Source organism: Fischerella sp. JS2 (assembly GCF_032393985.1).
GTDB lineage: Bacteria > Cyanobacteriota > Cyanobacteriia > Cyanobacteriales > Nostocaceae > Fischerella.
Map to the genome: position 1 here is coordinate 6,929,317 of NZ_CP135918.1, position 22,686 is coordinate 6,952,002.

Consider the following 22,686-nt stretch of genomic DNA (forward strand, 5'->3'; position numbering starts at 1 on the left):
TTTGGAAGGTTGGTGTTTTTCAGGATCGGACTTGAATGGCTGTTGAACCATAATTACACATTGTTAATTAGTTGGAAAAAATTAAACTTGTTAGTGGAAATAGGGAACACGCAATAGTAAACAAGAAAACAATGTGTGTAATTAATTCTGTGTGAGTACCTATTTACTATCTGGGCATGGCTTGCAAAATGGCAGAACCATCTAAAACTGCTAACATCACATCATTCGATTTCCACCAATATCCGCGCAAAAATTGTTTTAGCTTAGGATTTAGCGTGAAGTTTGGCGGGCATTGAATGGCTTGCCAGTCACACCATTCAATATCTTCGACTCGATCAACGACTAGTCCTAGCGTTTGATTTTTAGGCTGAGTCTGTGTGGACGGATCATCTGCCACTTGTAACACGATCGCCTCATACACTGAAGAACTAGTGACCTGCTCATACCAAGGAGTAAGCCCGCACAAGTGCCCAAGGTCGACCATCCACAGAACTTCACCCCGCCAGTTATAAACTCCTATTACCCAAGGCGGCATATGAGGAATCGGCACAATTGTACCCATCGCAATTGTCAGCGCCTCTGCTACCTGTTGAATGGGTAACAGAGCCGTCATGTCTTGCACAACATGTAGCCGCAAAAATTGCTCACTCTGAGCTGACACTGATACTAGTGCAGTTTCTTGCTTATTTTCAGGGTATGGGCTAGAGTTTCCCAGAAATGAAGAGTTAGTCATGGAAGTTGCTTCAGGCATCACTACTTTTGATCAACTGTTTAATTGTGCGTACCAGTTCTTCTTGATCGATTGGTTTCGTTAAGTAAGCAGATGCTCCTTGCTTCATGCCCCAAAATTTATCCATTTCGCCTCCTTTAGTGGAACATAAGACGATTGGAATATTATTCGTATCAGCGTTCCCCTTGACTTCACGACAAACCTCAAATCCACTACAGCCAGGTAGAACAACATCCAGAAGGATGACATCTGGCTTGTAGCGGCTAATAGTGGCAATGGCTTCTTCTCCTGTTTGGGCAATTATGACGTCGATTCCCCCTTTTTGAAGACAGCCAATTAATATTTGCATATCCGTTAATGAATCCTCAACAATTAGCACGGTTCCCATAGCTTTACACAGAATAAATATATAAGGTCAATTGCTGAATGGTTACTAGCACTAGAGAAGCCGTATACTGCTCTAAATGCTTTTGGGGCATGTTAAGTACAGCATCAGCATCTAAGGCCTACTGAGAAAATCTGAGACTCCAACATAAATTAAAGTGGTGATATACGCGGAACCACTGTTGCCTATCAAAATAAAGATTAAAACATTATGAAAACATGCAATAACTTGTTTAAATTTGAGCAACAGAGCTTTAAGCTGACACGCACTCAAACGTATGATGACCCAAATAAAGTAGTTCCTTTACGAACTAAAGTTGTTCAACACGACAGTTTAAACCCGCTACCATAACTCATAAGTCTTAGTGGGTATAATTGACTGCTTTAGGTATTACCAAGTCTAGGAAGACTAAATTTGGCTTTCGTGTTGGTAGCACCCCAATTAACCATATGGGTCATCCACACCTATGAATTAATACCCAGCAATAATAGTAATGTTTTCATCGTGCGGAAGACCGACAACCTCTATATGATCATTATGCGTCAAGTCTCTTTTGAGCACAGGAAGTTTTCATGTTTAGCTAAATCTTTAGATTAGCTTTATATAAAAATAAAAAAATTATTCAACTTATTTAGAATTTTCATGTTGACAAAGGTAAACCTATATGAATATATAGGTTGCCGTTGCAAAAACTTGTTGAAGAAGTAGATTAGCATAGCTTTAACGCTCTTACTGGCGTTTGAGTTGATAAAGCTAGGGAATAGCAAAACTGGTACAGTCTAAATTTTGCGAATTTCCGTGCAATGATGTCCTTTCCCAATGCGTTTGTCATAACTGAAATCAATCTCTGAAAAATTATCTGCTTTAGCTGTTTCAAACCATTCCTGCATAACTGATAGAAAACAAAATGCAACCAAATTCCGATTCCCGTCAACAAGAAGTAATCCAACTCCTCAAACAAGTCATCGAACCTACTCTCAAAAATGACATAGTGAATTTGGGAATGGTGAGAAACCTACGTATAGTCGATGACTATATTTATCTACGCTTATATATTGGTTGCCATCAGCATCAATTACAAGCAGAAATTCAATCTGTACTATCATCTATATCTTGGTGTAAAAAAAATTACATTCAAATCTGCACAATTCCCGGTGTCAAAACAACTCTAGCAATTTCTAGCGGTAAAGGTGGTGTAGGCAAATCTACAACAGCCGTGAATATAGCTGCAGCTTTAAAGTTACAAGGTGCTAAAGTTGGTTTACTTGATGCTGATGTTTACGGTCCGAATGTACCGCAAATGTTGGGTTTGGGACAAGCTGATATTCAAGTTATTCAAACTCCCACAGGCGAGAAGTTTTTGCCGCTAGAAGTTCAAGGAATTAAACTCATGTCAGTGGGTTTACTGACAGAAGCAAATCGTCCTTTGGCATGGCGCGGACCAGTGTTGCACAAAATTATTACTCAATTTTTGCAAGATGTAGAATGGGGCGAATTAGATTATTTGTTGATTGATTTACCGCCAGGAACAGGTGATGCTCAAATTACAATCATTCAAGAAAGTCCTATTTGTGGGGTAATTTTAGTGACGACTCCCCAACAAGTTGTGATCGCAGATGTGCGACGGAATATTTATATGTTTCGCCAGGTGGGTGTTCCTATCCTGGGTATTATTGAAAATATGAGCTATTTAATATGTGGTGACTGTGGTTCACATACACCAATTTTTGGTAGTGGTGGCGGTGAACTACTTGCAGCAGAATTACAAGCGCCTCTACTAGGGCAAATTCCCATTGATTCCCGCATTTGTAGCGGTGGTGATACTGGATACCCAATAGCAATAACTGATCGCACTTCGCTAGCAAGTAAAGTTTTTGTACAAATTGCTGTTGCGCTAAATGCTACTTTTAGCAGGTGCAGTTGAGAGCGAAAAATTTCAGGTTCTCGCGCCATTTTGATACTGATAGCGAAATGTTTCTTATACCAATTCTGTATGAAGATGCGCTAAATTATCAGCAAGAGTGCATTTGGTATCAGTGTGATAGGTTTGAGATTGGTCTTTGATACCACGAAAAAACCCAGTTTAAGCTTCTTCTTGCGGATGAGTAGAGGGGCTAACATCCGTAAAGATTACTTATAAACTAACTACAAACCTTGCCAAGAACCACAGCATGGTTTTGATAGAAGACTTGGAATAATTACTGTTTTGCTGCCCTTAGTTTGGGTCCAACGCTCCAGGCTGAATCCACACAAGCCTTGTAGCGCGCACAAACCAGGCGTATACTTTATGCTAACCCGAAAGACGAAACCACCCATCATCCGAACTGACAAATGGGGATTATCCTTGGAGAAAAACAATGAATGTTGAGCAGACTGTTTTAGAAGTTTCAGGAGTAGAAATCACCAAGGCTATCTTGGTGGATTTACAAAAACTCCAACAATACTCTGGAGAACCAATGGCGGCTGTCTATGCTGATGACTTGCTGCGAAAAATGCGCTTGCTGCGCGATCAATTATCTTTTGACCCTTATACAGAAGTATTAATGGCACTGCATGATGCACTTGCATACTCTAACCGTTGGATTGACTATAATGCCAGTCAATATCAGGGAATTTGTGACTTACTTACATCCCTAGTGAATCAGGAAACAATCAGCAATTCGGAAGTTGAAGACTCAATTTTAACTCTAGAAAATTTAGGCTTTGAGACTCTACCGTTTGGGGTAAAAATTGACGATAGCCTCGATAGAGATTCAGACGAGGAATGACACAAAATGGAGGAGCAGTCCGGACAAGAACACTTTTTAGAAACCTCAGTTCTACGTTCTCTACTACTTGGTACGCAAGCTTATAAGCAGTATTTTGAAACTCAATTTGCTGACCAACCGCTTTATATCTCCAACTACATTCAAATGGAAATGAAGCTCTCTCTATCTTGGCAATTTATATTAAACGTTTTGAACTAATTCTGAGAAGAAAATTTAACAATATCAACAATGATTCAACTGCCTGCACCCGCGCTACTGTACCCCTTACAATTGACTTAAAAAATTCGGCAGGGAAAAGCATTGTTGGTTTATTTATCACTTTTAATAAACGCTTAATTTCGCGCTCAATCTGAGGCTATTTTGGTAAGTATTTCTTGACTTTACAACCATTAAGCAACAACTCGATGAGTGGTTTTTCGTCAACTTTTATGTCATTTAGTTGATACATTTTTTGGTTTAGTAAATAAAAAACCAATTTTACCATCGAGTGTTTACGGGAGTGCTGATGACAAGTCGAGATATTAGGGTGCAGGTAGTGACTTTAGGTTCCAAGGACAGTGGTTGGAGTCGGAAAGTGGATTGTATCATTTTAGAGCTAGGAATTATGATCCTGCAACGGGGTTGTTCATCAGTCGTGACCCGGTAGATATTATTGCAACTGCACCGGAGAGTTTTAATACCTATAGTTAAGTTATTGTTGAAGCATGGAGCTAATATAAACTGCAAAACAGAAGATGAGCAGAAAACCCCATTAATTGCAGCAACGGAAGGAACGAGCCTTACAAAGTATGCAAAATTTACCTCAGTTACAACAGATGAAAATCAGATTGCTGTAATTAAACTTTTACTTGAGGGGGTGCAGATGTTAATGCAAAAACAAATGAAGGTAGAAATGCACTCATGGCAGCTGCTAATGCTGGTAGTATAAACGCCGTTCAATTATTAATTGAACATGGTGCAAATATTGATATCAAGGATAATAGGGAAGATACAGCTTTAAGTCTTGCAAAACAAGCAGGACATACGGATATTGTTCAACTTCTCCAAAAAGCAGGAGCAAAAGAAGATTCAAATAAAATATTCAAGCGCGATCGCACTTTCAATTACTCTGCTGGCTATTAGTTAGATACTGTTAGTAAAGCGGGTAAAATGGAAAATTATGATTATAATATTTTTTAATTATTAACCAAGTAACTTTTACTCATTCCATCTAACCAACACTCCATCTGCCGCCATCAATCCCCTAATTCTAATGAACGAAAATGTAATTGGTGATCAAAGAACATTTGCCATTGAATATTCGATATTAATGGTCGATCCATCTCGACCTCTTGGTTATTGCCAAATTTGGCCCGGAGGAAATTTTCTGGGTGGAATAAAAGGCGAAATTTATTTGACTAGAGTATGTCAACTTCTCGAAAGCGTAACCTCAATTAAGAATAAACTTTTTCTTGAGGAGTATCAGCAGTGCAGAACTGCCAGCAGACATAAAAGAATAAGCAATTATGTATCTGAGTGTTGCAATTTTTGCCACACTCAAAGCACAACCGAACAAAACACTAGTTGCAACCAACCTTGGAGGTATGGCTGAAACCTTACTAAATGCCTGCCAAAACGAAGCAAAAGCTAAGGCAGTTTGGGAGAAAGCAAAGCCCGTCTTGTTGAAAATAGCTGATTGGTTGGGTCAAGCAGTAATTATTAAGCTAAATCCCCTACTAATTCTCGTCTGACTACACTGGTTCATTATCGCTAAGCGGCGTTCATTGACCTCAGCATCTGACAGGGCGCTAAAGTTAAAAACTGGTGTAATTGATGATATTCTACCCCTATGGCGTTCTCTGCGATTTGATATAAGATTTTTCGCTCACTTTTCCCCAATAATTCCCCTAAATAATGCCTAAACCTTTTTTTTGGGCTTTACGCGTAAACGCTTCATCAAACCGTTGACACTATCCTTCAAAACATGGTGGCATGGCTGCGGGGGTTGTCTCTTTCATCGGGTGTTACTTGAACGTGAAAGCTACTTTGGCTAAGCATTATACCTTATTTTTATTAAATTTTTTGTTTAAGTCCCGCTAAGACTAACAAGAACCTAACGAATCACTAACTACTAAAACTATTCCAAGGGATGTAGTTTGATAGCCCATCCTTGGCTATGCTTCTATGTAATTACCATTGCTTTCAACAGGGTGAATTATGGAAACCTAAGTACAACAACCAAGATCGGTAAATAGTAATTCTTTAGATAGAATGCAATAAAAAAAAACAAATGGAGATCCTGCTGACCAGCAGTACCGCCGATGGTAAAGATCCTTTGTATTATTCACATCACTTTACAGTCTTAGTCATGCTCAAGTAGAAAAATGAATTTCTACTTGACTACTTTCTAGTTAAAAACCAGTACTCTTGAACCTTTCAAAAGTCACCTCGTCAGTGCTTTTTGTGCTTTGTCGAGTCAACTTATTAATATCCATTTACTACCATGACTTTTAAAAAGCCGTTTGATTCACACCACCAGTGGGCACAGACAACCTCAACCTCGGCAAATGCTACATCACCACCCCAGGAAATATTGTATCGCGTTGCCCATGCAATTGTTGGGCGTATCCGGTTTTGTATTCCTCGACTAGCAACAGATTCTGAGTATGCCGATCAACTCAAGATGGTAATGGAATCTGATTATAGGATTACAGATGTTCGTATTAATCCATTAGCTGCATCCATTGTCATCAATTATACTTCAGAATTGATTTGTGATCAGCAAATGCGCTCTGATTTGGTAAATCTGATTCAAGCTGCTGCAAATACAGTGCTAATTCCCTTGGTTCGTGATCCTCAAACGGATAGTAACACTGTGCGAGTCAGTGAACTTTTGCGGCGATTTCTCGATCACCATCAAGGTGATGAAGTGCGCCTGCGGGATCTGTTTAACTTCATGGGATCTCGGTCGTTTGGCCCAACCCTACTGATCTGCGCCTTACCGGAAGCCTTACCTCTGCCAATCGCTGGAATTTCCGCCCTCGTTGCTATGCCCTTACTGCTGGTTTCCGGGCAATTAGTACTCGGATTCAGTCAACCCTGGCTGCCCGACTGGCTTTTGGATCAGCCCTTCAAAGGGGAACTTTGTCAGCAGGTTATTTCCGGGGCTATCCCTGTTCTAGAAAAGCTGGAATGCTTTTTTGAACCCCGGTGGTCGTTTTTTACAAGTCCTGAAGCACAACGGTGTGTGGGCGTGATTTTGTTACTTCTGGGGTTCATCATTGCCCTGCCAATTCCTTTTGGTAATATGCTGCCAGCGATCGCTATCGTTGTCATCTGTCTTGGCTTGATTGACAAAGACGGGTTGATAATTGCAATCAGTAGTCTAATTACCGGCATTACTGTAGCACTTCTATTGTTAGTCCTGTGATGTTAGTCGTGGGATTAACAGCGATGGCAAATCAACACAACTACAGGTGAAAGCTTGACTTCTCCCCGATTTCAAGAAGGGGGAGGGAGTTCCCGCAGATGCAAAAGAGGACAACAACGACTGTTCACTCAGTGAAAAACTGATTAATCCGAAAGTGGAAAAGCGTTTGTAATTATGACAGTTCAATCACAGAGAATAGATTATCAAGTTGTTCATGCGATCGCTGGACGGATTCGCATTAAAATTCCTCGTCTGCAAATAGATCCCGACTATGCCGAGGCGTTACAGCGATTGGTGAAGTCTTTGGGTGCGGTAACAGATGTGCATATTAATTATGCTAGTGCTTCGATTGTAGTTGAGTATAATACGAATGGCATTGAGAACAAAGCAATACAAAAAGAACTAGCAAACTGCATTCAGCAAGCTGGTGGCATTGGAACAGCTGTGTCAGTTCGTAGCCAATCTTGTGATCAACATGTACCAGAAACAACCAACAAACATGATGCTTCCACCGAGGCGGTTTCTCCGGCTTTTGAGCAACCATTAAGTGAGTATTTAGCACAAACAAACAACAAACAGAATGCAAACACCTCAGTGGTTTCGGCGGCAAAGCAACCTGAAAATAATGTTTCCAAGGTCTTAAACAAATCCATCCAAATCCAAATCCCTGATTCCTATTTATCTAGCGATCAATTCCCCATTAACGTCGATCTGGCTAGGAAAGTGTTTGAGGTTGGTATTCCCGCCGCCTACGTACTAAAACCTCTGAATGCTGAACTTGAATTGTTTGAAGCTGAAAATGAGAAAAACACACAGTTGCAGCGCATCAGACTTAAACTTGAAGCCTTTCTCAAGTCAGGAGGTTTTCTGGTCTACGGCAAAGCTTATGCTCAATTGAGACAATCTTTTGTTTTAAATCCTATAAGTCGCAAAAAACATTACACCCCCTGGGTTTCGATTACTGCTGTGGGGTTAGCAGAACTTGATGCCAGTGTTGTTGATGAAACAATCTGTGTTAACCTCAGCAAATTGAATATCTCTGCTGTTGAGGACCAGTGGTACAAAAAATTAGTCTTATATGCATTTGAGTTCTTCTTCAAAACCAAACTCGTAGCCAAAATTAACGATGCTTTATCTCAAATTAATGGTGTAAAGATCCAGCAACTTTTCTTTGAGATCAAAGGAGATGAAAAGTTACGCAAACGTGCTCAGGAGCTAGGTTTGTCTCAGGCGAGGCTAGATGAGTTGTTGGAGTTAGTCTCGGTCAACGCTAGAGTTTCTCCCGACTATTTGTGGCTATATGTTCAGCTTTAACTCGCAACGCAGCATCAGTGCTTTTTGTGCTTTGTGGGGTTAACTAACTTGTATGACTGGTTAGGTTCAGGAGTTGGAGCAAAGGGATTGCCTTCTGGTTGATGTCACTTCTAAGCCCCTCGCGCTTTCAGGGATAAGCTTACTTACTTATGCCTGAATAGTCAGCTATTTTAGCCTTGACCAGAGTTATTTTATCATGGATAAGCTAATTCATGATTGGCGATAAAATTGTTTTATTGTGTTTATCTTTTCATCAAATTTTGCACTTCAGTAGCTCATTTAGAAACTCTTTAAAAACTCTTATTATTTTTTATTAGGAAATAAGATGCGTTTCCCCTAGGGTCTTCACTCTTGAGATCGTACATGGTAGGTAGCACATCTTTTGGTGAAGGTGGCGGATCGGTTTGATACATCGGCAAGCATTCCTGATGGTGGAGCTTTTAGTTCTATTATGACGTTGGCTTGGTTAATGAATTTTATGAATATCAGAAAATTGCATCCTCAAGATACGCAAGAAATTATGCAGTTATTCTATGATACCGTCCACAATATTAATATTCGAGATTATACCCCAGAGCAAGTAGATGCATGGGCGCCTCAAGATATGGATGATCACAGATGGAATGCACATTTACATTCCAAGATGACTTATGTTGCAGAATTAGATGGTAAGATTGTTGGATTTGCTCAACTAGAACCCGACGGACATATAGATTGTTTTTATTGCCATAAAGATTTTCAAGGTATTGGGGTAGGCAGTCAACTTTTAGATACTCTACAAACACAGGCGGAAAAATTAGGAATTACAAGACTATTTGCAGAAGTAAGTATCACCGCTAAGGGTTTTTTCGAGCGTAAAGGATTTCAAGTCATCAATCAACAAACAGTTGAACGACGGGGTATAGAATTGATTAATTATCGTATGGATAAAAATATTGATTAACTTAAATAGCTAGTAACTATCAGTTTGCTTGATTATGTGCAAATATGTTAAAAGTTTTTACTGAAGCTTTACTTAATATCTTGCTCAATTCAATTTTAAGAGAGAATATAAATATACAAGCTTTCAAGAATTCATAGGAGGACTAAAGTCCTCACTACAGACCCTTCAAAGTTTTGTGCAGGAAAGGGGGTGAAACTGATGTACGATATTCCCATACCTGATAACATCATTTACTTAATTGTCAAAATAAGTCTACTTATTTTGGTGTTAAGTCTTTGGTTAGCTACCACTGCAACACCAGCATATTAGTTGGGTATTTGTTGTTTGTTGTTCGTTCCAACCACCAATTACCAACATCTTAACTAGCATGTGACCAGTCGCTGAGTGCTTCATATTCCTGCTTTTTCTGGCGTTGGCGTACTGGTTTTAAAGGAGTGCCAATATCCATGTTCCGAAAAGACTGTTTTCTCTTTGTGGATTTGGGTGCTTTTGTGTTTAGTTGAGTTTGTGTAGTTGTCATTGTACTCACCTTAGTTTTTTAGATAAAACAGTAATTTTAAATAAATAAATCTTAAAATCAATAGTAAATGCTCTGCTTAGGTTACTGCATCTGCCTTAGCTATGAATATCAAGGCGGATTATGATATCACTCTGTCTAGCAACAGGTTTATGCCTACAGATGTGGATGAATTGAAAATCTTCAGCCTTAATGTATATCCTCCCTGACTGAATGTCTGTTTCCGGAAAAACGATGAAATAAATTTGAGTTTGTTAGGAAAATAACGTTTTTCTGGATTTTCAAGCTATTATATACTAGCGATCGCTCTACCTTTGAGAATTAACGACAGAAAAGCCTCTACGCATAGGTGTTGTCTTAGCTAACTCCACCTGAAAAGTTACCTTGTCAGTCATATCACCATTTTTAACTTCCAAAGTCCAGTTACCGGGATACAAATACCAAAACAAAGACTTTGCTGAATTTGTAGTCAGTTTTTCACCATTCAACCACCACTCTACAGACTCAGATGAGGTTCCTGCTAACTTGAACTCTAATTTTTGTTGTCCTTCTTCACCAGGAGACAGTAAAAATAAATCGTCATTGCGAGGAGACAATATTTTCAGCTTGCCAGAACCAAAGTTAGACTGTGGTTGTTTAGCTAACCAATCATCATACTCATTGGATAAATTGAAAGTATCTTGATGTTCGTAAGCGTTAATATCTTCTGGATAAAAATATTCCTGAACTACAGATGTGCAATCTGGTGTTGGTTTTAACCCAGAAATTGCACAAATCGGTAATTGCACTAATCCTTCTGGAACTGGAAAATTAGCAGGTTGATGATGTTCGTGCATGTGCAACATAATTCGATTCCATAGAGGTGCTGCTCCGGTAACACCTGATACCTGACGCATCGGGTCGCCATCGAAATTACCTACCCAGGTAGCAACGGTGTAATCTGTGGTAAAGCCAACTGTCCAGGTGTCGCGAAAATTAGAGGAAGTGCCTGTTTTAACAGCTGCTTTTAAGGGTAAATTTAGTACTGAGTCTACACCAAAAGCTGTGGCACGGGCATAGTTGTCACTCAACATATCAGTAATTAATTGCCATGTCGTCGGATTTTGGATTTTAGATTTTAGATTTTGGATTGAGGAATCGGAAAATGTAGTTAATAATGGCGTACTTTCTCCCATTCGTGCCATTGTGAGGTAAGCTTGGGCTAGTTCCCATAAATTCACCTCGCCACTACCCAAAGTTAAACCAAGTCCATAGTATTCTGGGGTTTGATTGAGGTGTGCGAATCCCAATTCATGTAAACGACTTAAAAAATTCTCGACACCTACTTTTTCCAACACCCTGACTGCTGGGATATTGAGAGAATTCGCTAACGCTATTCGTACCCGCACAGGACCGAGAAAACTTTTATTGTAATCTGTGGGATTGTAAACTTTTGCGCCAGGAATGGCGTAGTATGTAGGTACATCTGCCAAGATAGTATTTGGGCGAATCACACCTTTTTCTAAAGCTAATTCATATAAAAAAGGTTTGAGGGTAGAGCCTGGTTGACGTAGCGCCTGTACTCCATCATTACGCCCCAATTTTGCTTCATCAAAATAATTCGGTGAACCGACGTAGGCTAGAACTTCGCCTGTGTGGTTGTCTACTACTAAAGCAGCTGCGTGGTGAACGTTATTCGCAGCGAGGGAGGAAAGTACTTGCTGTACCTGTGCTTCCACAAATTGTTGTAAAGGCTTATTTATTGTTGTGCGGATAGAGTTGCTGTGATTGGGTGATGGGGTGTTTTGCTGAGTTGCTAACCAAAACAAAAAATGTGGTGCGGCGATAATTCCTCGTTGGCGTGAGTGAAAGGTAACTTCTTCTGCATATGCACGTTGTGCGATCGCATTACTAACATACCTATCCTGTACCATCCGATTAAGAACGTATTTTTGGCGTTGTTTGAGGCGTTCTCGATGTTGCAGTGGATCAAAATAAGTGGGATTGTTAGGAATAGCAGCTAAAAGACTTGCTTGAGCCAGGTTCAAATCGCTCGCAGGTATGGAAAAATAGGTACGAGCAGCAGCCTCCACACCATAAACATTACCGCCCATTGGTAGACGATTGATATAAGCAGCGAGAATTTCATCTTTACTTATTCCTGCTGCTAATCGCCAAGCTAACCAAACTTCCTGAATTTTACCTGACAGATTACGCGGAGAGTTATCTAGCATCCGTGCTAGTTGCATAGTAATTGTAGAAGCACCGGAAACAATTTTTTTAGTTTGAATTGCATCTTTAACAGCGCGGGCAACAGCTTTTAAATCTAGCGCTCCGTGATGATAAAATTGACTATCTTCAGCAGCTAAGATTGCTTGGATAAATTGGGGAGAAACTTGATCAAGTGCTACTACTGCTGTATGTTCTTGGTCACGGGTGAGGATTGTTCCTAATGGTAATCCATTGCGATCGCTAAATTCTAATGCCAGTTGTGTTTGTAAAATATCATTGGCACGGATTGGGGCTAAATAGGGTGTTGAGCGGATCAGAAAACAGATTAATAGTAAAGTTAGGATAATTTTGCTTGTTTTGCGGTTGAGTTGATGCAAAATTTTCTGCTTAATTGGGATTAGCAATCTCTTTGCTTTTTTCATCAGCCAATCCTCTATCTGGAAAAAATTATATTAATTGTTGCGTGGAGATTATAGTTTGTTCAGGAAACATTTCTAAGTTGTAGTAAATATTTTTTGATTAAACCGCGAAGGACGCAAAGTACACAAAGAAAGAGAGAAAATCCTAATTTTTCAAAAATTTACGGAACGATGCAAAAGCCCTTTAGACTTCTCTTACCTTTGCGCTCTTTGCTTTCTTCACGGTTTGTTTGTTAGTTATCTCAGTATATCGCCTAAATTTTATAAACCGGGATACTCTTTATTATCTGTTAAAGTTTATTAATTTTTTAAAATTTGTAGGACTTTCCTGGAACAAACAGTTATCTTAGGGTATCAAGATAAATCATTATTATGTACTTTTACAATGGGCATTGTCCATTAAGTTTTTGCTATGACATGGTTATAAAAATTTTTATAAAATTCTTGCTATTCCTCACGTTAATTATCGGAATAGCAGGATGTAATATATTTGGGATTAATTCTGGTAAAGAAAGATTACCAGAGATTGCGGCGTTACCTTTACCGCAGTTACCAGACTGGATTGAACAAATTAGTCCCATAAAAGAAGCTGCACCTTTGAATCAAGTTCGGATTCGATTTAAGGAAGCTTTAATTCCGGTTGAGAGTTTGGATAGTCCTCAACAGCAGAATTTATTACAAAAGTTTGTGCTTGAGCCACCTTTACCGGGCAAGTTTCGTTTTTTAACGCCGCGTATGGTAGGATTTCAAGCTGATCAGGCTTTGCCAAAGGCGACAAGATTTCAAGTTACTATCAAAGCTGGTTTAACTGATTTAAAAAATCATCGGTTAGAGAAGGATTTGGCTTGGACTTTTAATACGGAACCGATTAAACTAACTAATTTACCTGGAAAAAATCCGGTGGAAAATTCGGAGGCTGAACCAATTGATTTACAGCCGAAGTTACAAGTTACTTCTAATGTGGAATTGGATTTAGCTTCACTACAAGAGCATTTACAGCTAATTCCCGATGGTAAAAACAAAGGTGTACATTTTAAAGTAGATTTAGCCAAAGAGGATAAACCAACAGAGAGTCAAGATCCGTTTGAAAAATTCGATCCCTCAGCAAAAAATTGGATTTATAATTTTGTACCACAGCAAAGATTAGATAAGGCAACTAATTATCGTTTAGAGTTTTCTCAGGGGATACGTCCAGCTTATGGGAATTTAGCTAGCGATCAAGCGTTTGTGAGTAAGGTAAGTACCTATGCGCCTTTAGCGTTTAGGGGGATGAAATTTTATGGACAGCCAGATGCGGGAGGTGCTTACGGTAGATTTGTCAAAGGTAGTCCGCAGCTAGAGTTTAACAATGGCTTGGTTGCAGATACAGCAATTGCAAATATTCAAATTAATCCTGCACCAAAATCAATTCCGCGCTTGATTCAAGCTAATGATCAGGACAAGATTATTAGTATCAATCCTTATGCTTTAGAACCAACTACTAACTATACAATTACAATTGGCGGTAATCTTAAAGATCAATTTGGACAAACTTTAGGTAAACCAGTTACGGTTAGGTATAATACTGGAGATTTAGCAGGAGATATTTGGGTTCCTGATGGTTTAAATATTTTCCCTGCGGGTAAAGATTTACAACTAAATATTGCGACGGTGAATCTACCGGAAGCTAAGTATAAGGCTGCTTATCGGGTAGTGGAACCGACAGATTTAGTTTATTTTAATTCTGGTAATGATGTATTACCGAAAGTATCTGAATGGCAGAGTTTCAAGATAGCTGCTAATAAAAATCAGTCCCTTGATATCAATGTACCTTTGCGAGAAAAGCTAAATTCTGCCACGGGAATGTTAGCTTATGGAGTGCAAGCGCGGACTAATAAATATCAGGAAAATGGTAAGGATGTGTGGCGAGAACCCACTACTTATGGTTTGGTACAGTTAACGAATTTAGGTGTATTTAGTCAATGGTTTCCTGATTCGGGTTTGATTAGGGTAAATCATCTTGCTGATGGTTCACCTGTAAAAGCTGCTGATATTCAAATTTATCCATCAAAGTTAGAAGCAAAATCTCGTCCCCAACCTGTATCTTGTGCTTCGGGAAAAACTGATGAAAATGGTACGCTGAGGTTAAAAAAAGAAGATTTACAGCAATGTTTTGATAGTCAGCAAAATTTTGTCACTCCACCACAGTTGTTGGTGATTGCGCGAGAAAATCAAGATTGGGCGTTTGCGCGTACGGAAGAATATAGTGGTGCTTATGGTTATGGAATTGATGCAGATTGGAATAATGGCAAACCAGTATCACGCGGGGTGATATTTTCTGATCGACAATTATATCAGCCAGGAGAAAAAGCTTGGTTGACTGGTTTTGCTGATTATTTGCAAAATGGCGTTATCCAACAGAATAAGAATTCTACTTACCAATTAAATCTAGTAAATCCGAATGGACAAAAAACAGATTTAGGTAAGAAAACAACGAACGAATTTGGGACTTTCTCTGTGGAATTACCCATCAACAAAACTCAGCCTTTGGGATACTATACAATTGAGGCTAAGGGTCAGAATGGGAAAGAAATAACAGGAGAGTTACGTGTGGCTGAGTTTAAGCCACCAAATTTTAAAGTCGAACTCAATCTGGATCGAGAATTTGCTTTAATTAATGAAAAGGTAGAAGCTAACGCTACGAGTAATTATTTATTTGGTTCACCGACAGAAGGAGGTAAAGCCAAATATTTTGTGACTCGCCAACAAGCGAATTTTATTCCTAAAGGTTGGGAAGAATTTAGTTTTGGGAGACAATGGTTTTGGCCGGAGGAACCTCCGTCAGTACCAAGCGATGTTTTGCAAACTAATACTCAACTTGACGCGAATGGTAAAACCAGTCAAACGGTAACGGTGGCGAAAGATTTACCTTACCCCATGACTTACCGAGTGGATGTGGAAGTTACAGATATTTCTAATATGGCTGTCGCTAATTCTAAAACGTTTACGGCTTTGCCGAGCGATCGCTTAATTGGATTAAAAAGTAATTTTGTCGCGGAAGCGCTTAAAGCTTTACCCATAGAAGTGATTGTAACTGACCCCACAGGTAAACCTCTATCAGGTCAACGGGTACGTCTGGAACTGCAACAAATGAAATACAATAGCGTTACTCAAGTAGTGGAAGGTAGTCGCACACCAAAAAATCAAGTTGAATATAAAACAGTCGGACAAACAGAAGTTACATCTAGGGACAATCCTCAGTCTGTAAGTTTGACTCCAACCGAATCTGGTTCATACCGGATTCAAGCTAATTTTAGCGATACTAAAGATGAATCTACCGCTACTGATTTACAAATTTGGGCAACGGGAGAAAACCCGGTATACTGGGGTTCACAAGAACGTGATCGCATCGAAGTTAAACTCAATAAACAAGAATTTCAACCTGGTGAAACTGCTACTGCTTTGATTCAATCTCCCTATCCCGAAGGTGAGTTATACTTTGCTGTCATTAAAGACAAACCCCTCTATCAACAAATTATCAAAGTCAAAGGCGGCGCACCGCAAATTCAGTTTCCCGTTACTCCAGATATGTTACCAAATGCAGCCGTCGAAGCTGTGTTGGTGAGACAGGGTAAGCCTTTGGGTCAAGTCGAACCAGGTAGCTTAGATAAACTGGTAAAAATTGGCTTTGCACCTTTTAAAGTCAACTTACAAGACAAATATTTGAAAGTGCAAGTTACGCCACAACTAACAACCCTCGCACCAGGTACAGAACAAACCCTAAAACTCCAACTCCAAGACAACCAAGGAAACCTCGTCAAAGGACAATTGACAGTCATGGCTGTGAATGAAGCAGTCCTGCAACTTTCTGGTTATCGTCCACCGGATTTGGTAAATACAGTATATGCCGAACAAGCGATCGCGACTCGTTTCAGTGATAATCGTCCCCAAGTAGTCGTAGAACAAGCATCTTTGGCTGAACCCAAAGGTTGGGGATACGGTGGTGGGTTATCTGCTGGTGCTGCAAATACGCGCATCCGCAAAGATTTTCAAGCGCTTGCTTACTACAATGGTTCTGTGATTACAGATAATGATGGTCAAGCACAAATTACATTTAAACTACCAGATGACTTAACCACGTGGCGAGTCATGGTTGTTGCTACCGATGGCAATCTGCGCTTTGGCAATGGCGAAAGTACTTTTGTGACGACAAAGCCATTGTTAACTAACGCTATTCTACCACAATTTGCTCGTCCCGGCGATAACTTCCAAGCAGGTTTAACAGTGACAAACAACACTGGTAAAACAGGTAATCTCAATATTCATGGTGAAGTTCGCGGTACAGTGCAGTTTTCTAGTAAGAATCCCCACACAACTAATTTGCGAACCAAAGCAGAATCCGCTACCCAAGCCTACCGCTTTCCCATAGTAGCAACTCATGTCGGCGAAAGTCAGCTGCACTTTACCACTCAGCTAAATGATATTGCCGTCGATGCCTTTGAGGTACCATTGGAAATTAAGCCATTGGCGATTAAAGAACAAGTTGTGGAAACAGGCGTAACCCCAAAGCAAATCAAAATTCCTCTAAACGTCGAGAAAAATACTCTTTCCCAAGAAGGTGGTTTAGATATTCAACTAGCAAGTACCCTCATCCTGGAAATTAAAGCACCAGTGCAGGAAGTTTGGCAAGATGATGACTTACCATTTGCAGAACCTGCGGCGAGTCAGTTATTAATTGCTGCTAATCTGCAAACTTTTTCGGAAAAATATGGTCAAACTTTTACAGAGTTTAACTCTACCCAACAAGCAAGCCAAGCTATTGAACAATTACAAAAACTTCAACTTAGCGATGGTGGTTTTGCTGCTTTCCCAGGACAAGAAAAATCAGATCCTTGGATTTCTGCTTACACAGCAGAATCTTTAGCCACAGCAGATCAAGTCTTCCCTAATCTTATCGATACCAAAATGGTGTCTCACCTGAAGGGATATTTGCAGAAAATCCTGGCGAACCCCGGAAAATACGAGTTTTGCAAACAGCAACCCTGTAAAAGCCAAATGCAACTCAACGCTTTAATCGCTTTGGAAGAATTAGGAGACAAACGCAATACTTTCCTTGCAGATATCTATCAACAGCGTAAGGCTTTCGATACAGTCACGCAGATTAAATTAGCGCGGTATTTATCCCAGTTTAGCGAATGGCAAGACGAGTCTGGGCAACTTTTGAATCAGCTACAACAATATATATACGAAACTGGTCGCACCGCAACTGTGAGTTTACCCCGCAGTTGGGGATGGATGAATTCACCGACAACAACGCAAGCACAAGCTTTACGGTTGTTTATTTCCCAACAGGCGAAACCAGAAGTTGTGGATAGACTATTGCAAAGTCTACTCTCACTGCGACGGGATGGCACATGGCAAACTAGTTATGATAACGCCCAAGCGCTGACTGCTTTGGTAGAATACGCTCAACTAGAACCGACATCACCGAATTTTGTCGCTACTGTGCAATTAGCTGGGAGAAAACTAGGAGAAGTAAAATTTACACGCAGTAGCAATCTTAGTGCAGAGATTAAAGTACCTATGGATAAGCTACCCCGTGGACGTTATGATTTGCAACTACAAAAATCCGGTCAAGGGAATTTGCATTATCTCGTTGCTTATCGCTATCGCTTACAAGGCAATCAACCAGGTAAGTATAATGGTTTACGAGTATCGCGTGGAATTCGCGGTATTGATGAGCAAAAAGTCCTGCAAAAAACTAATATTTACGCTCTTGATAAAGCATTGGCTTTAAAAATAGGTCAAGTTTTTGACATTGACTTAGAACTCATTGCTGATCATCCTGTAGAACATGTGGTGATTACAGATCCCCTCCCAGCAGGATTTGAGGCGGTAGATGAAAGTTTTCAAACAGCCAATTCTGCATTACAAACACCAACCGACAGTTGGAAACTGGGGTATAAAACAATCTATCGCGATCGCATTGTTGTCTATGCAGATCACTTAGAACCTGGAGTTTACAATTTGCATTACTTGGTACGTTCTGTCACACCTGGCACTTTCACTTATCCTGGTGCAGAAGCACACCTGCAATATGCGCCAGAGGAATTTGGAAGGGTGGCGGAGTCTACGTTAGTGTTGGAGGAGAAATAGGTAAAAAGCGATCGCACTAAGGTTCAGCTTCAAGGAGAAACTTTATGCATCAAGTAGATATGATAGTGCTAAAGGTGTGATTGAGATATCTGAGAAGTTTGACGAACCCAGAAAAATTTATTTTTGATTAACTTAATTGGTGGACAACCTAAATCCAGGAAGTCCCTCACCTTGCTGTATTTTGGCTTTTGTTTTTGCAATTGCATTTGGCAGCCAGCTACTTGGATCAAAAGCATCGAAGATTTTATAATTAGCTCGATGCTCCCAAATATATTCCTGATCTCTAAGCCAGTCTTTCCATTGAGATTGACCTATGATTCCATCACGCGCCTTCAGCAAATTTTCCACTACAAGGCGTTGTCCTTACTCAACTCCTCGGCGTTCTGTTTGTTCTTCCCATTTTAAATAAGCTTGCGACAATGTCATAATCAACTCCCGGTCTTCTTCATCTTGATCTGTGCTTATCTCTATGGTAATCTTCCAGTTTGCCAGTAGCCTTAATGCTGTGGAACGCCAAGGATCGTCGTTAGGTAAAGCAATCACCTCATCAATTGCTTGTTTTTGTACAGCACCTTTACCCAAAATTCTCAACCAAAGTGTTTCCTGATTACGGGGTAACTGGTTGATGGTAATAATCGCTGTCTTCAAATAATCCGGGAAAAAATAGACTCCTTCTAACCAACTATCACGTACTTTGCCACCAAATCCGTTGACTATGGAATCTGAGGCTGAAGATGCAAGAATCCATAATTGCGGAAGTTCAGTTTCAGGAATGGTACGTTCTTCTTCTCGTTTGGTTTTGTGCTGAGAGTCAGCGTGTACCAAAAATAATTTTAGTAAGCAATTTCGTACTTCTGTTGGTGTAGGTTGGTTGCGGAACGGTTCGATAAAACAGGGAGTAACAGCCATTCTACCCAATAAACCTAAATCTACGGGATTAATTGCAGGCTGTGAGGAAGGAACAAATCAAATATCAACAAAACGTGATTCTTCAGGAACTTCTAAACTTCTTTCGACTTTGCCAAGAGGAGTCAGGAATTCTTCAAGAAATTGCTTAGATAATTGGTCAAAAGGGATTCTGGTCATTGCGTAGTTTTTCTGTACTACTATTCTCTACCACGTTGGTGAAAAAATTGCTATACCTGGATAGCAATACCATAATTGCAGCAGCCAAATAGGTTTTTTCAAATGGAACTTTTTACGATTGGACACTCTAATTACAGCATTGAAACATTTATTACACTGCTGCAAAAGCACCAAATCACAGCTTTGGCGGATGTGCGATCGCATTCTTATAGCCGTTATCTACCTCATTTCAATTACGCAGAATTGAAGCTGGCTTTACTGAATGCAGGTATTCACTACGTATTTTTAGGACGTGAATTGGGAGCAAGACCAAGTGATTTAAGTTGCTATGTTGAAGGTAAGGCGGTATATGAAAAAATTGCATCCACTCAACAATTTAAAGAAGGTATTCAGTGCTTATTAAAAGGAGTAGAAAATTACAGATAAAAATTAGTTGCAGAATTTAAAAAACTCAATTATTTTTCGCTTCCAGAAAGCTATGCAGGAGGTTCTACAGATATGCCTTCTGCTATCACCTCAATCACGATTGGTAAAACTCAAAAATCTGTCAATCACTATCTTGGTTCTCCCAATGCACCGCAGACACTAACAGCCTTAGAAAATAAAATAGATGCTGTTGCCAATTCTCAGCAATGGACTGGTGTTAAAAACCAACCAATACCAAATCCTAGTGATTATAACTCTACTCAATTGCAAAAGAATCGCCAATTATGGAATCAGCAAAAGCTTTCCCACTATCGCTATACATTTCGTAGGAGTTGCTTTTGTGCGCCTAAAGCAACTGAACCAGCAGTTATTGAAGTTCGTAATGGTAAAGTGGTTTCCATCACTGATGCAAATACTGGTAAGCCAGTTGGTTCAGAAATCTTCCAAAAATATAATTCAATTCCTAAGCTTTTTGATGTGATTCAAAATGCGATCGCAAGAAATGCATCCAGCTTAACGGTAAAATATAATCCGAAACTTGGCTACCCTACTCAAATTAACATCGATTACGACCAGCAAATGGCCGACGAAGAAGTATATCTCACAATTGAGAAGTTAGAAGCGATTAACTAAAATCCATTTTTACTAAAGCAACTTTCCTCTATCCCCTTGTAGGTATAGAGGAAAGTTACCCCGTCGTGGTAATGAGTAATCGGTAATAGGAAAACCAATTACCAATTACCAATTAATTTATTGATTGTTGTTTGGTGCTGGTGTTGCTGGAGCAACTTTGACATTTTTTGCATCCACACTTTTAACACCTTTAATTTCTTGTGCTAAAGTGGGGACTTTATTTAATTGCTCTTGAGTAGGAACTGTCCCAGCTATTTTAACAACACCATCTTCGGCGTCAACAGTTAATTGGCTAGCTGGTAAATTTGCCTCTAGTTTTCCACGAACTTCGCTTTCTAGATCATCATCATTTCTATCTGCGTCACCGTCGGTAATGTTGTTACGTTGCTCCCTTGCGCGAATATCAGACTCTATTTGATCTTTACGAGTTTCACTAGTAGCGTCTTGTTGGTTTTGTTGAGCTGTTTGCTGTGTTGGCGCGCTAACGTTTTCGTTTGCATTGTCAGGAGCATTTGTACTGGTTCTAGAAGGTGGTTCGCAACCTGCTGCACCAATAACTAGAATACCGCCAAGCAAGAATGGAATAAGTTTTTTCATTTGTGTCTCTCAACTGAAAATTTTTGCAGTTATTTTGATCTGTGTGCAAGGTTGAGGAGCAAACTTATTTAAGTTAGTCAATTGTCAATTGTTAGTAATTAGAAAACAATCAACAACTAACAACTATTAACTAGAGAGTTGAATCGCGGCGATCAATGATAGTGACTTTGGGGTCATTATCAACAACATTTGGACGAACATCAGTGCGAGTAGTATCAACCGCAGATGTTGCAGGATTTACATAACCACTATCAGCATTAGCAACTGGTGCATTATAGATACCAAACTCCTCGATACCGCGATTTCTAAGAATACTTTCAGCGCGACGGATTTCTTCTTCTGTGCCTTCTACAATCACTAGATAATCACCACGGGAAACGCGATCATTGTAAACCCTAGCTCGTTCTTCAGGGATTCCCAAACCAATTAATGCACCTAATAACCCGCCAGCAGCTGCACCAATACCAGCACCCGCAGCAGTTGTGGCTAAGGTTGTGGCTAACTCGCCTGCAAGCAATATCGGGCCAACACCAGGAATCGCTAAAGTACCCAAACCTACGAGTAATCCAGTTAAACCTCCTAGAATACCACCTGTAACTGCTCCAGCAGTAGCTCCTTCATCAGCTTTATTACCAACACGTTCTTGGGTATTAACACCAGCAAGATCACCAGTGCGATCGCTGTCTTTAACGATGACAGAAACTTTATTCATGCTAAAGCCGGCGTCTCTGAGTTCTGTGAGCGCATGTTCAGCTGCATTACGGTTAGAAAATACTCCAACTGCACGTTGATGTTTCCCCACAACCATTTTGTAATCCTCCATTAACTTAAGCTTGTTTATGCTTACATACTGTTTTGCCTTGTTTTGAAATTATTTCCATCGTTCTCAGGTGTAAGCAGGTTATCTATCAACAGAGAGGTTATTTCAAGGTGGGGAGGTGAGGAGTGTGAGGAGTGTGAGGAGTGTGAGGAGTGTGTAGACGCGCTTTGCGCGGCTTCCCGTAGGGTGGGGTGTGGGGAGTGTGTAGACGCGTAGCGGCTTAAGGTAACGGTGGAGTGTGGGGAGTATGAGGAGTAGTAAATCATTAACAACTACTAACTACTAACAACCAA

19 protein-coding genes and 3 pseudogenes are annotated in these 22,686 nt (G+C 40.0%); 13 read left to right on the forward strand and 9 right to left on the reverse strand.

Going from position 1 to position 22,686, the window contains the following annotated elements; all coding sequences use genetic code 11:
* Positions 1–166: 166 nt before the first annotated feature.
* Together RS893_RS29740 and RS893_RS29745 are read right to left on the reverse strand one after the other, a co-directional pair.
* Positions 167–733 carry a chemotaxis protein CheW gene (locus tag RS893_RS29740; protein WP_315789143.1) on the reverse strand — a complete coding sequence of 189 codons (567 nt, stop codon included), beginning with the start codon at positions 731–733 and terminating at the stop codon, positions 167–169.
* A 10-nt stretch (positions 734–743) separates the two neighbouring features.
* Positions 744–1,118, reverse strand: a complete 375-nt coding sequence (locus tag RS893_RS29745) for a response regulator transcription factor (RefSeq protein WP_315789144.1) — start codon at positions 1,116–1,118, stop codon at positions 744–746.
* A gap of 904 nt (positions 1,119–2,022) precedes the next feature.
* On the opposite strand from RS893_RS29745, the gene RS893_RS29750 reads away from it, so the two are divergent.
* The 7 genes and pseudogenes from RS893_RS29750 (at position 2,023) to RS893_RS29770 (ending at position 5,613) form a co-directional block, all read left to right on the forward strand.
* On the forward strand, positions 2,023–3,039 hold the full coding sequence (locus tag RS893_RS29750) for an Mrp/NBP35 family ATP-binding protein (protein ID WP_315789145.1): 1,017 nt from the start codon (positions 2,023–2,025) through the stop codon (positions 3,037–3,039).
* Positions 3,040–3,472: 433 nt separating this feature from the next.
* The gene (locus RS893_RS29755) at positions 3,473–3,883 is read left to right on the forward strand and encodes a hypothetical protein (protein WP_315789146.1); all 411 of its coding nucleotides are present in this window, start codon (positions 3,473–3,475) and stop codon (positions 3,881–3,883) included.
* 6 nt (positions 3,884–3,889) lie between these two features.
* Complete coding sequence (locus RS893_RS29760; protein ID WP_315789147.1) at positions 3,890–4,081, forward strand: hypothetical protein; 192 nt, start codon at positions 3,890–3,892, stop codon at positions 4,079–4,081.
* 348 nt (positions 4,082–4,429) lie between these two features.
* Positions 4,430–4,573, forward strand: a pseudogene (locus RS893_RS30435) (RHS repeat-associated core domain-containing protein); the annotation flags it as partial.
* Complete coding sequence (locus RS893_RS30440; protein WP_396336395.1) at positions 4,536–4,811, forward strand: hypothetical protein; 276 nt, start codon at positions 4,536–4,538, stop codon at positions 4,809–4,811. The pseudogene RS893_RS30435 and the gene RS893_RS30440, both read left to right, overlap by 38 nt.
* A pseudogene (locus tag RS893_RS29765) lies at positions 4,751–5,005 on the forward strand (ankyrin repeat domain-containing protein); the annotation flags it as partial. The gene RS893_RS30440 and the pseudogene RS893_RS29765, both read left to right, overlap by 61 nt.
* A gap of 383 nt (positions 5,006–5,388) precedes the next feature.
* Positions 5,389–5,613 carry a hypothetical protein gene (locus RS893_RS29770; protein ID WP_315789148.1) on the forward strand — a complete coding sequence of 75 codons (225 nt, stop codon included), beginning with the start codon at positions 5,389–5,391 and terminating at the stop codon, positions 5,611–5,613.
* Here the strand turns inward: RS893_RS29770 and RS893_RS29775 are convergent.
* A pseudogene (locus RS893_RS29775) lies at positions 5,577–5,880 on the reverse strand (transposase); the annotation flags it as partial. The gene RS893_RS29770 and the pseudogene RS893_RS29775 sit on opposite strands and share 37 nt — an antisense overlap.
* 485 nt (positions 5,881–6,365) lie before the next feature.
* Between RS893_RS29775 and RS893_RS29780 the strand changes: the two are divergent.
* From RS893_RS29780 to RS893_RS29790, 3 genes are all read left to right on the forward strand, one after another.
* Complete coding sequence (locus RS893_RS29780) at positions 6,366–7,292, forward strand: exopolysaccharide biosynthesis protein (protein ID WP_315789149.1); 927 nt, start codon at positions 6,366–6,368, stop codon at positions 7,290–7,292.
* A gap of 174 nt (positions 7,293–7,466) precedes the next feature.
* The gene (locus tag RS893_RS29785; RefSeq protein ID WP_315789150.1) at positions 7,467–8,606 is read left to right on the forward strand and encodes an HMA2 domain-containing protein; all 1,140 of its coding nucleotides are present in this window, start codon (positions 7,467–7,469) and stop codon (positions 8,604–8,606) included.
* Positions 8,607–8,991: 385 nt separating this feature from the next.
* The gene (locus tag RS893_RS29790; RefSeq protein WP_425475832.1) at positions 8,992–9,549 is read left to right on the forward strand and encodes a GNAT family N-acetyltransferase; all 558 of its coding nucleotides are present in this window, start codon (positions 8,992–8,994) and stop codon (positions 9,547–9,549) included.
* A 358-nt stretch (positions 9,550–9,907) separates the two neighbouring features.
* On the opposite strand, the gene RS893_RS29795 is transcribed toward RS893_RS29790, so the two are convergent.
* Together RS893_RS29795 and pbpC are read right to left on the reverse strand one after the other, a co-directional pair.
* Positions 9,908–10,069, reverse strand: a complete 162-nt coding sequence (locus RS893_RS29795) for a hypothetical protein (RefSeq protein ID WP_315789152.1) — start codon at positions 10,067–10,069, stop codon at positions 9,908–9,910.
* A gap of 305 nt (positions 10,070–10,374) precedes the next feature.
* The gene (pbpC, locus tag RS893_RS29800) at positions 10,375–12,699 is read right to left on the reverse strand and encodes a penicillin-binding protein 1C (RefSeq protein WP_315789153.1); all 2,325 of its coding nucleotides are present in this window, start codon (positions 12,697–12,699) and stop codon (positions 10,375–10,377) included.
* A gap of 414 nt (positions 12,700–13,113) precedes the next feature.
* On the opposite strand from pbpC, the gene RS893_RS29805 reads away from it, so the two are divergent.
* Positions 13,114–18,831, forward strand: coding sequence for an alpha-2-macroglobulin (locus tag RS893_RS29805; RefSeq protein ID WP_315789154.1), 5,718 nt, complete (start codon positions 13,114–13,116; stop codon positions 18,829–18,831).
* Between the two features lie 132 nt (positions 18,832–18,963).
* Here the strand turns inward: RS893_RS29805 and RS893_RS29810 are convergent, their stop codons facing one another.
* Both RS893_RS29810 and RS893_RS29815 read right to left on the reverse strand, forming a co-directional pair.
* Positions 18,964–19,179: a hypothetical protein gene (locus tag RS893_RS29810; RefSeq protein WP_315789155.1), complete on the reverse strand. Its 216-nt coding sequence runs from the start codon at positions 19,177–19,179 to the stop codon at positions 18,964–18,966.
* Positions 19,180–19,194: 15 nt separating this feature from the next.
* Positions 19,195–19,740, reverse strand: coding sequence for a hypothetical protein (locus tag RS893_RS29815; protein ID WP_315789156.1), 546 nt, complete (start codon positions 19,738–19,740; stop codon positions 19,195–19,197).
* Between the two features lie 279 nt (positions 19,741–20,019).
* Here RS893_RS29815 and RS893_RS29820 point away from each other — a divergent pair, with 279 nt between their 5' ends.
* Together RS893_RS29820 and RS893_RS29825 are read left to right on the forward strand one after the other, a co-directional pair.
* Positions 20,020–20,343 carry a DUF488 domain-containing protein gene (locus RS893_RS29820; protein WP_315789157.1) on the forward strand — a complete coding sequence of 108 codons (324 nt, stop codon included), beginning with the start codon at positions 20,020–20,022 and terminating at the stop codon, positions 20,341–20,343.
* Between the two features lie 72 nt (positions 20,344–20,415).
* Positions 20,416–20,976, forward strand: coding sequence for a DUF6174 domain-containing protein (locus RS893_RS29825; RefSeq protein WP_315789158.1), 561 nt, complete (start codon positions 20,416–20,418; stop codon positions 20,974–20,976).
* Between the two features lie 117 nt (positions 20,977–21,093).
* On the opposite strand, the gene RS893_RS29830 is transcribed toward RS893_RS29825, so the two are convergent.
* Both RS893_RS29830 and RS893_RS29835 read right to left on the reverse strand, forming a co-directional pair.
* The gene (locus tag RS893_RS29830) at positions 21,094–21,573 is read right to left on the reverse strand and encodes a BON domain-containing protein (protein WP_315789159.1); all 480 of its coding nucleotides are present in this window, start codon (positions 21,571–21,573) and stop codon (positions 21,094–21,096) included.
* A 130-nt stretch (positions 21,574–21,703) separates the two neighbouring features.
* Entirely contained in the window at positions 21,704–22,381 is a 678-nt protein-coding gene (locus RS893_RS29835) for a general stress protein (protein ID WP_315789160.1), read from the reverse strand.
* Positions 22,382–22,686 lie beyond the last annotated feature (305 nt).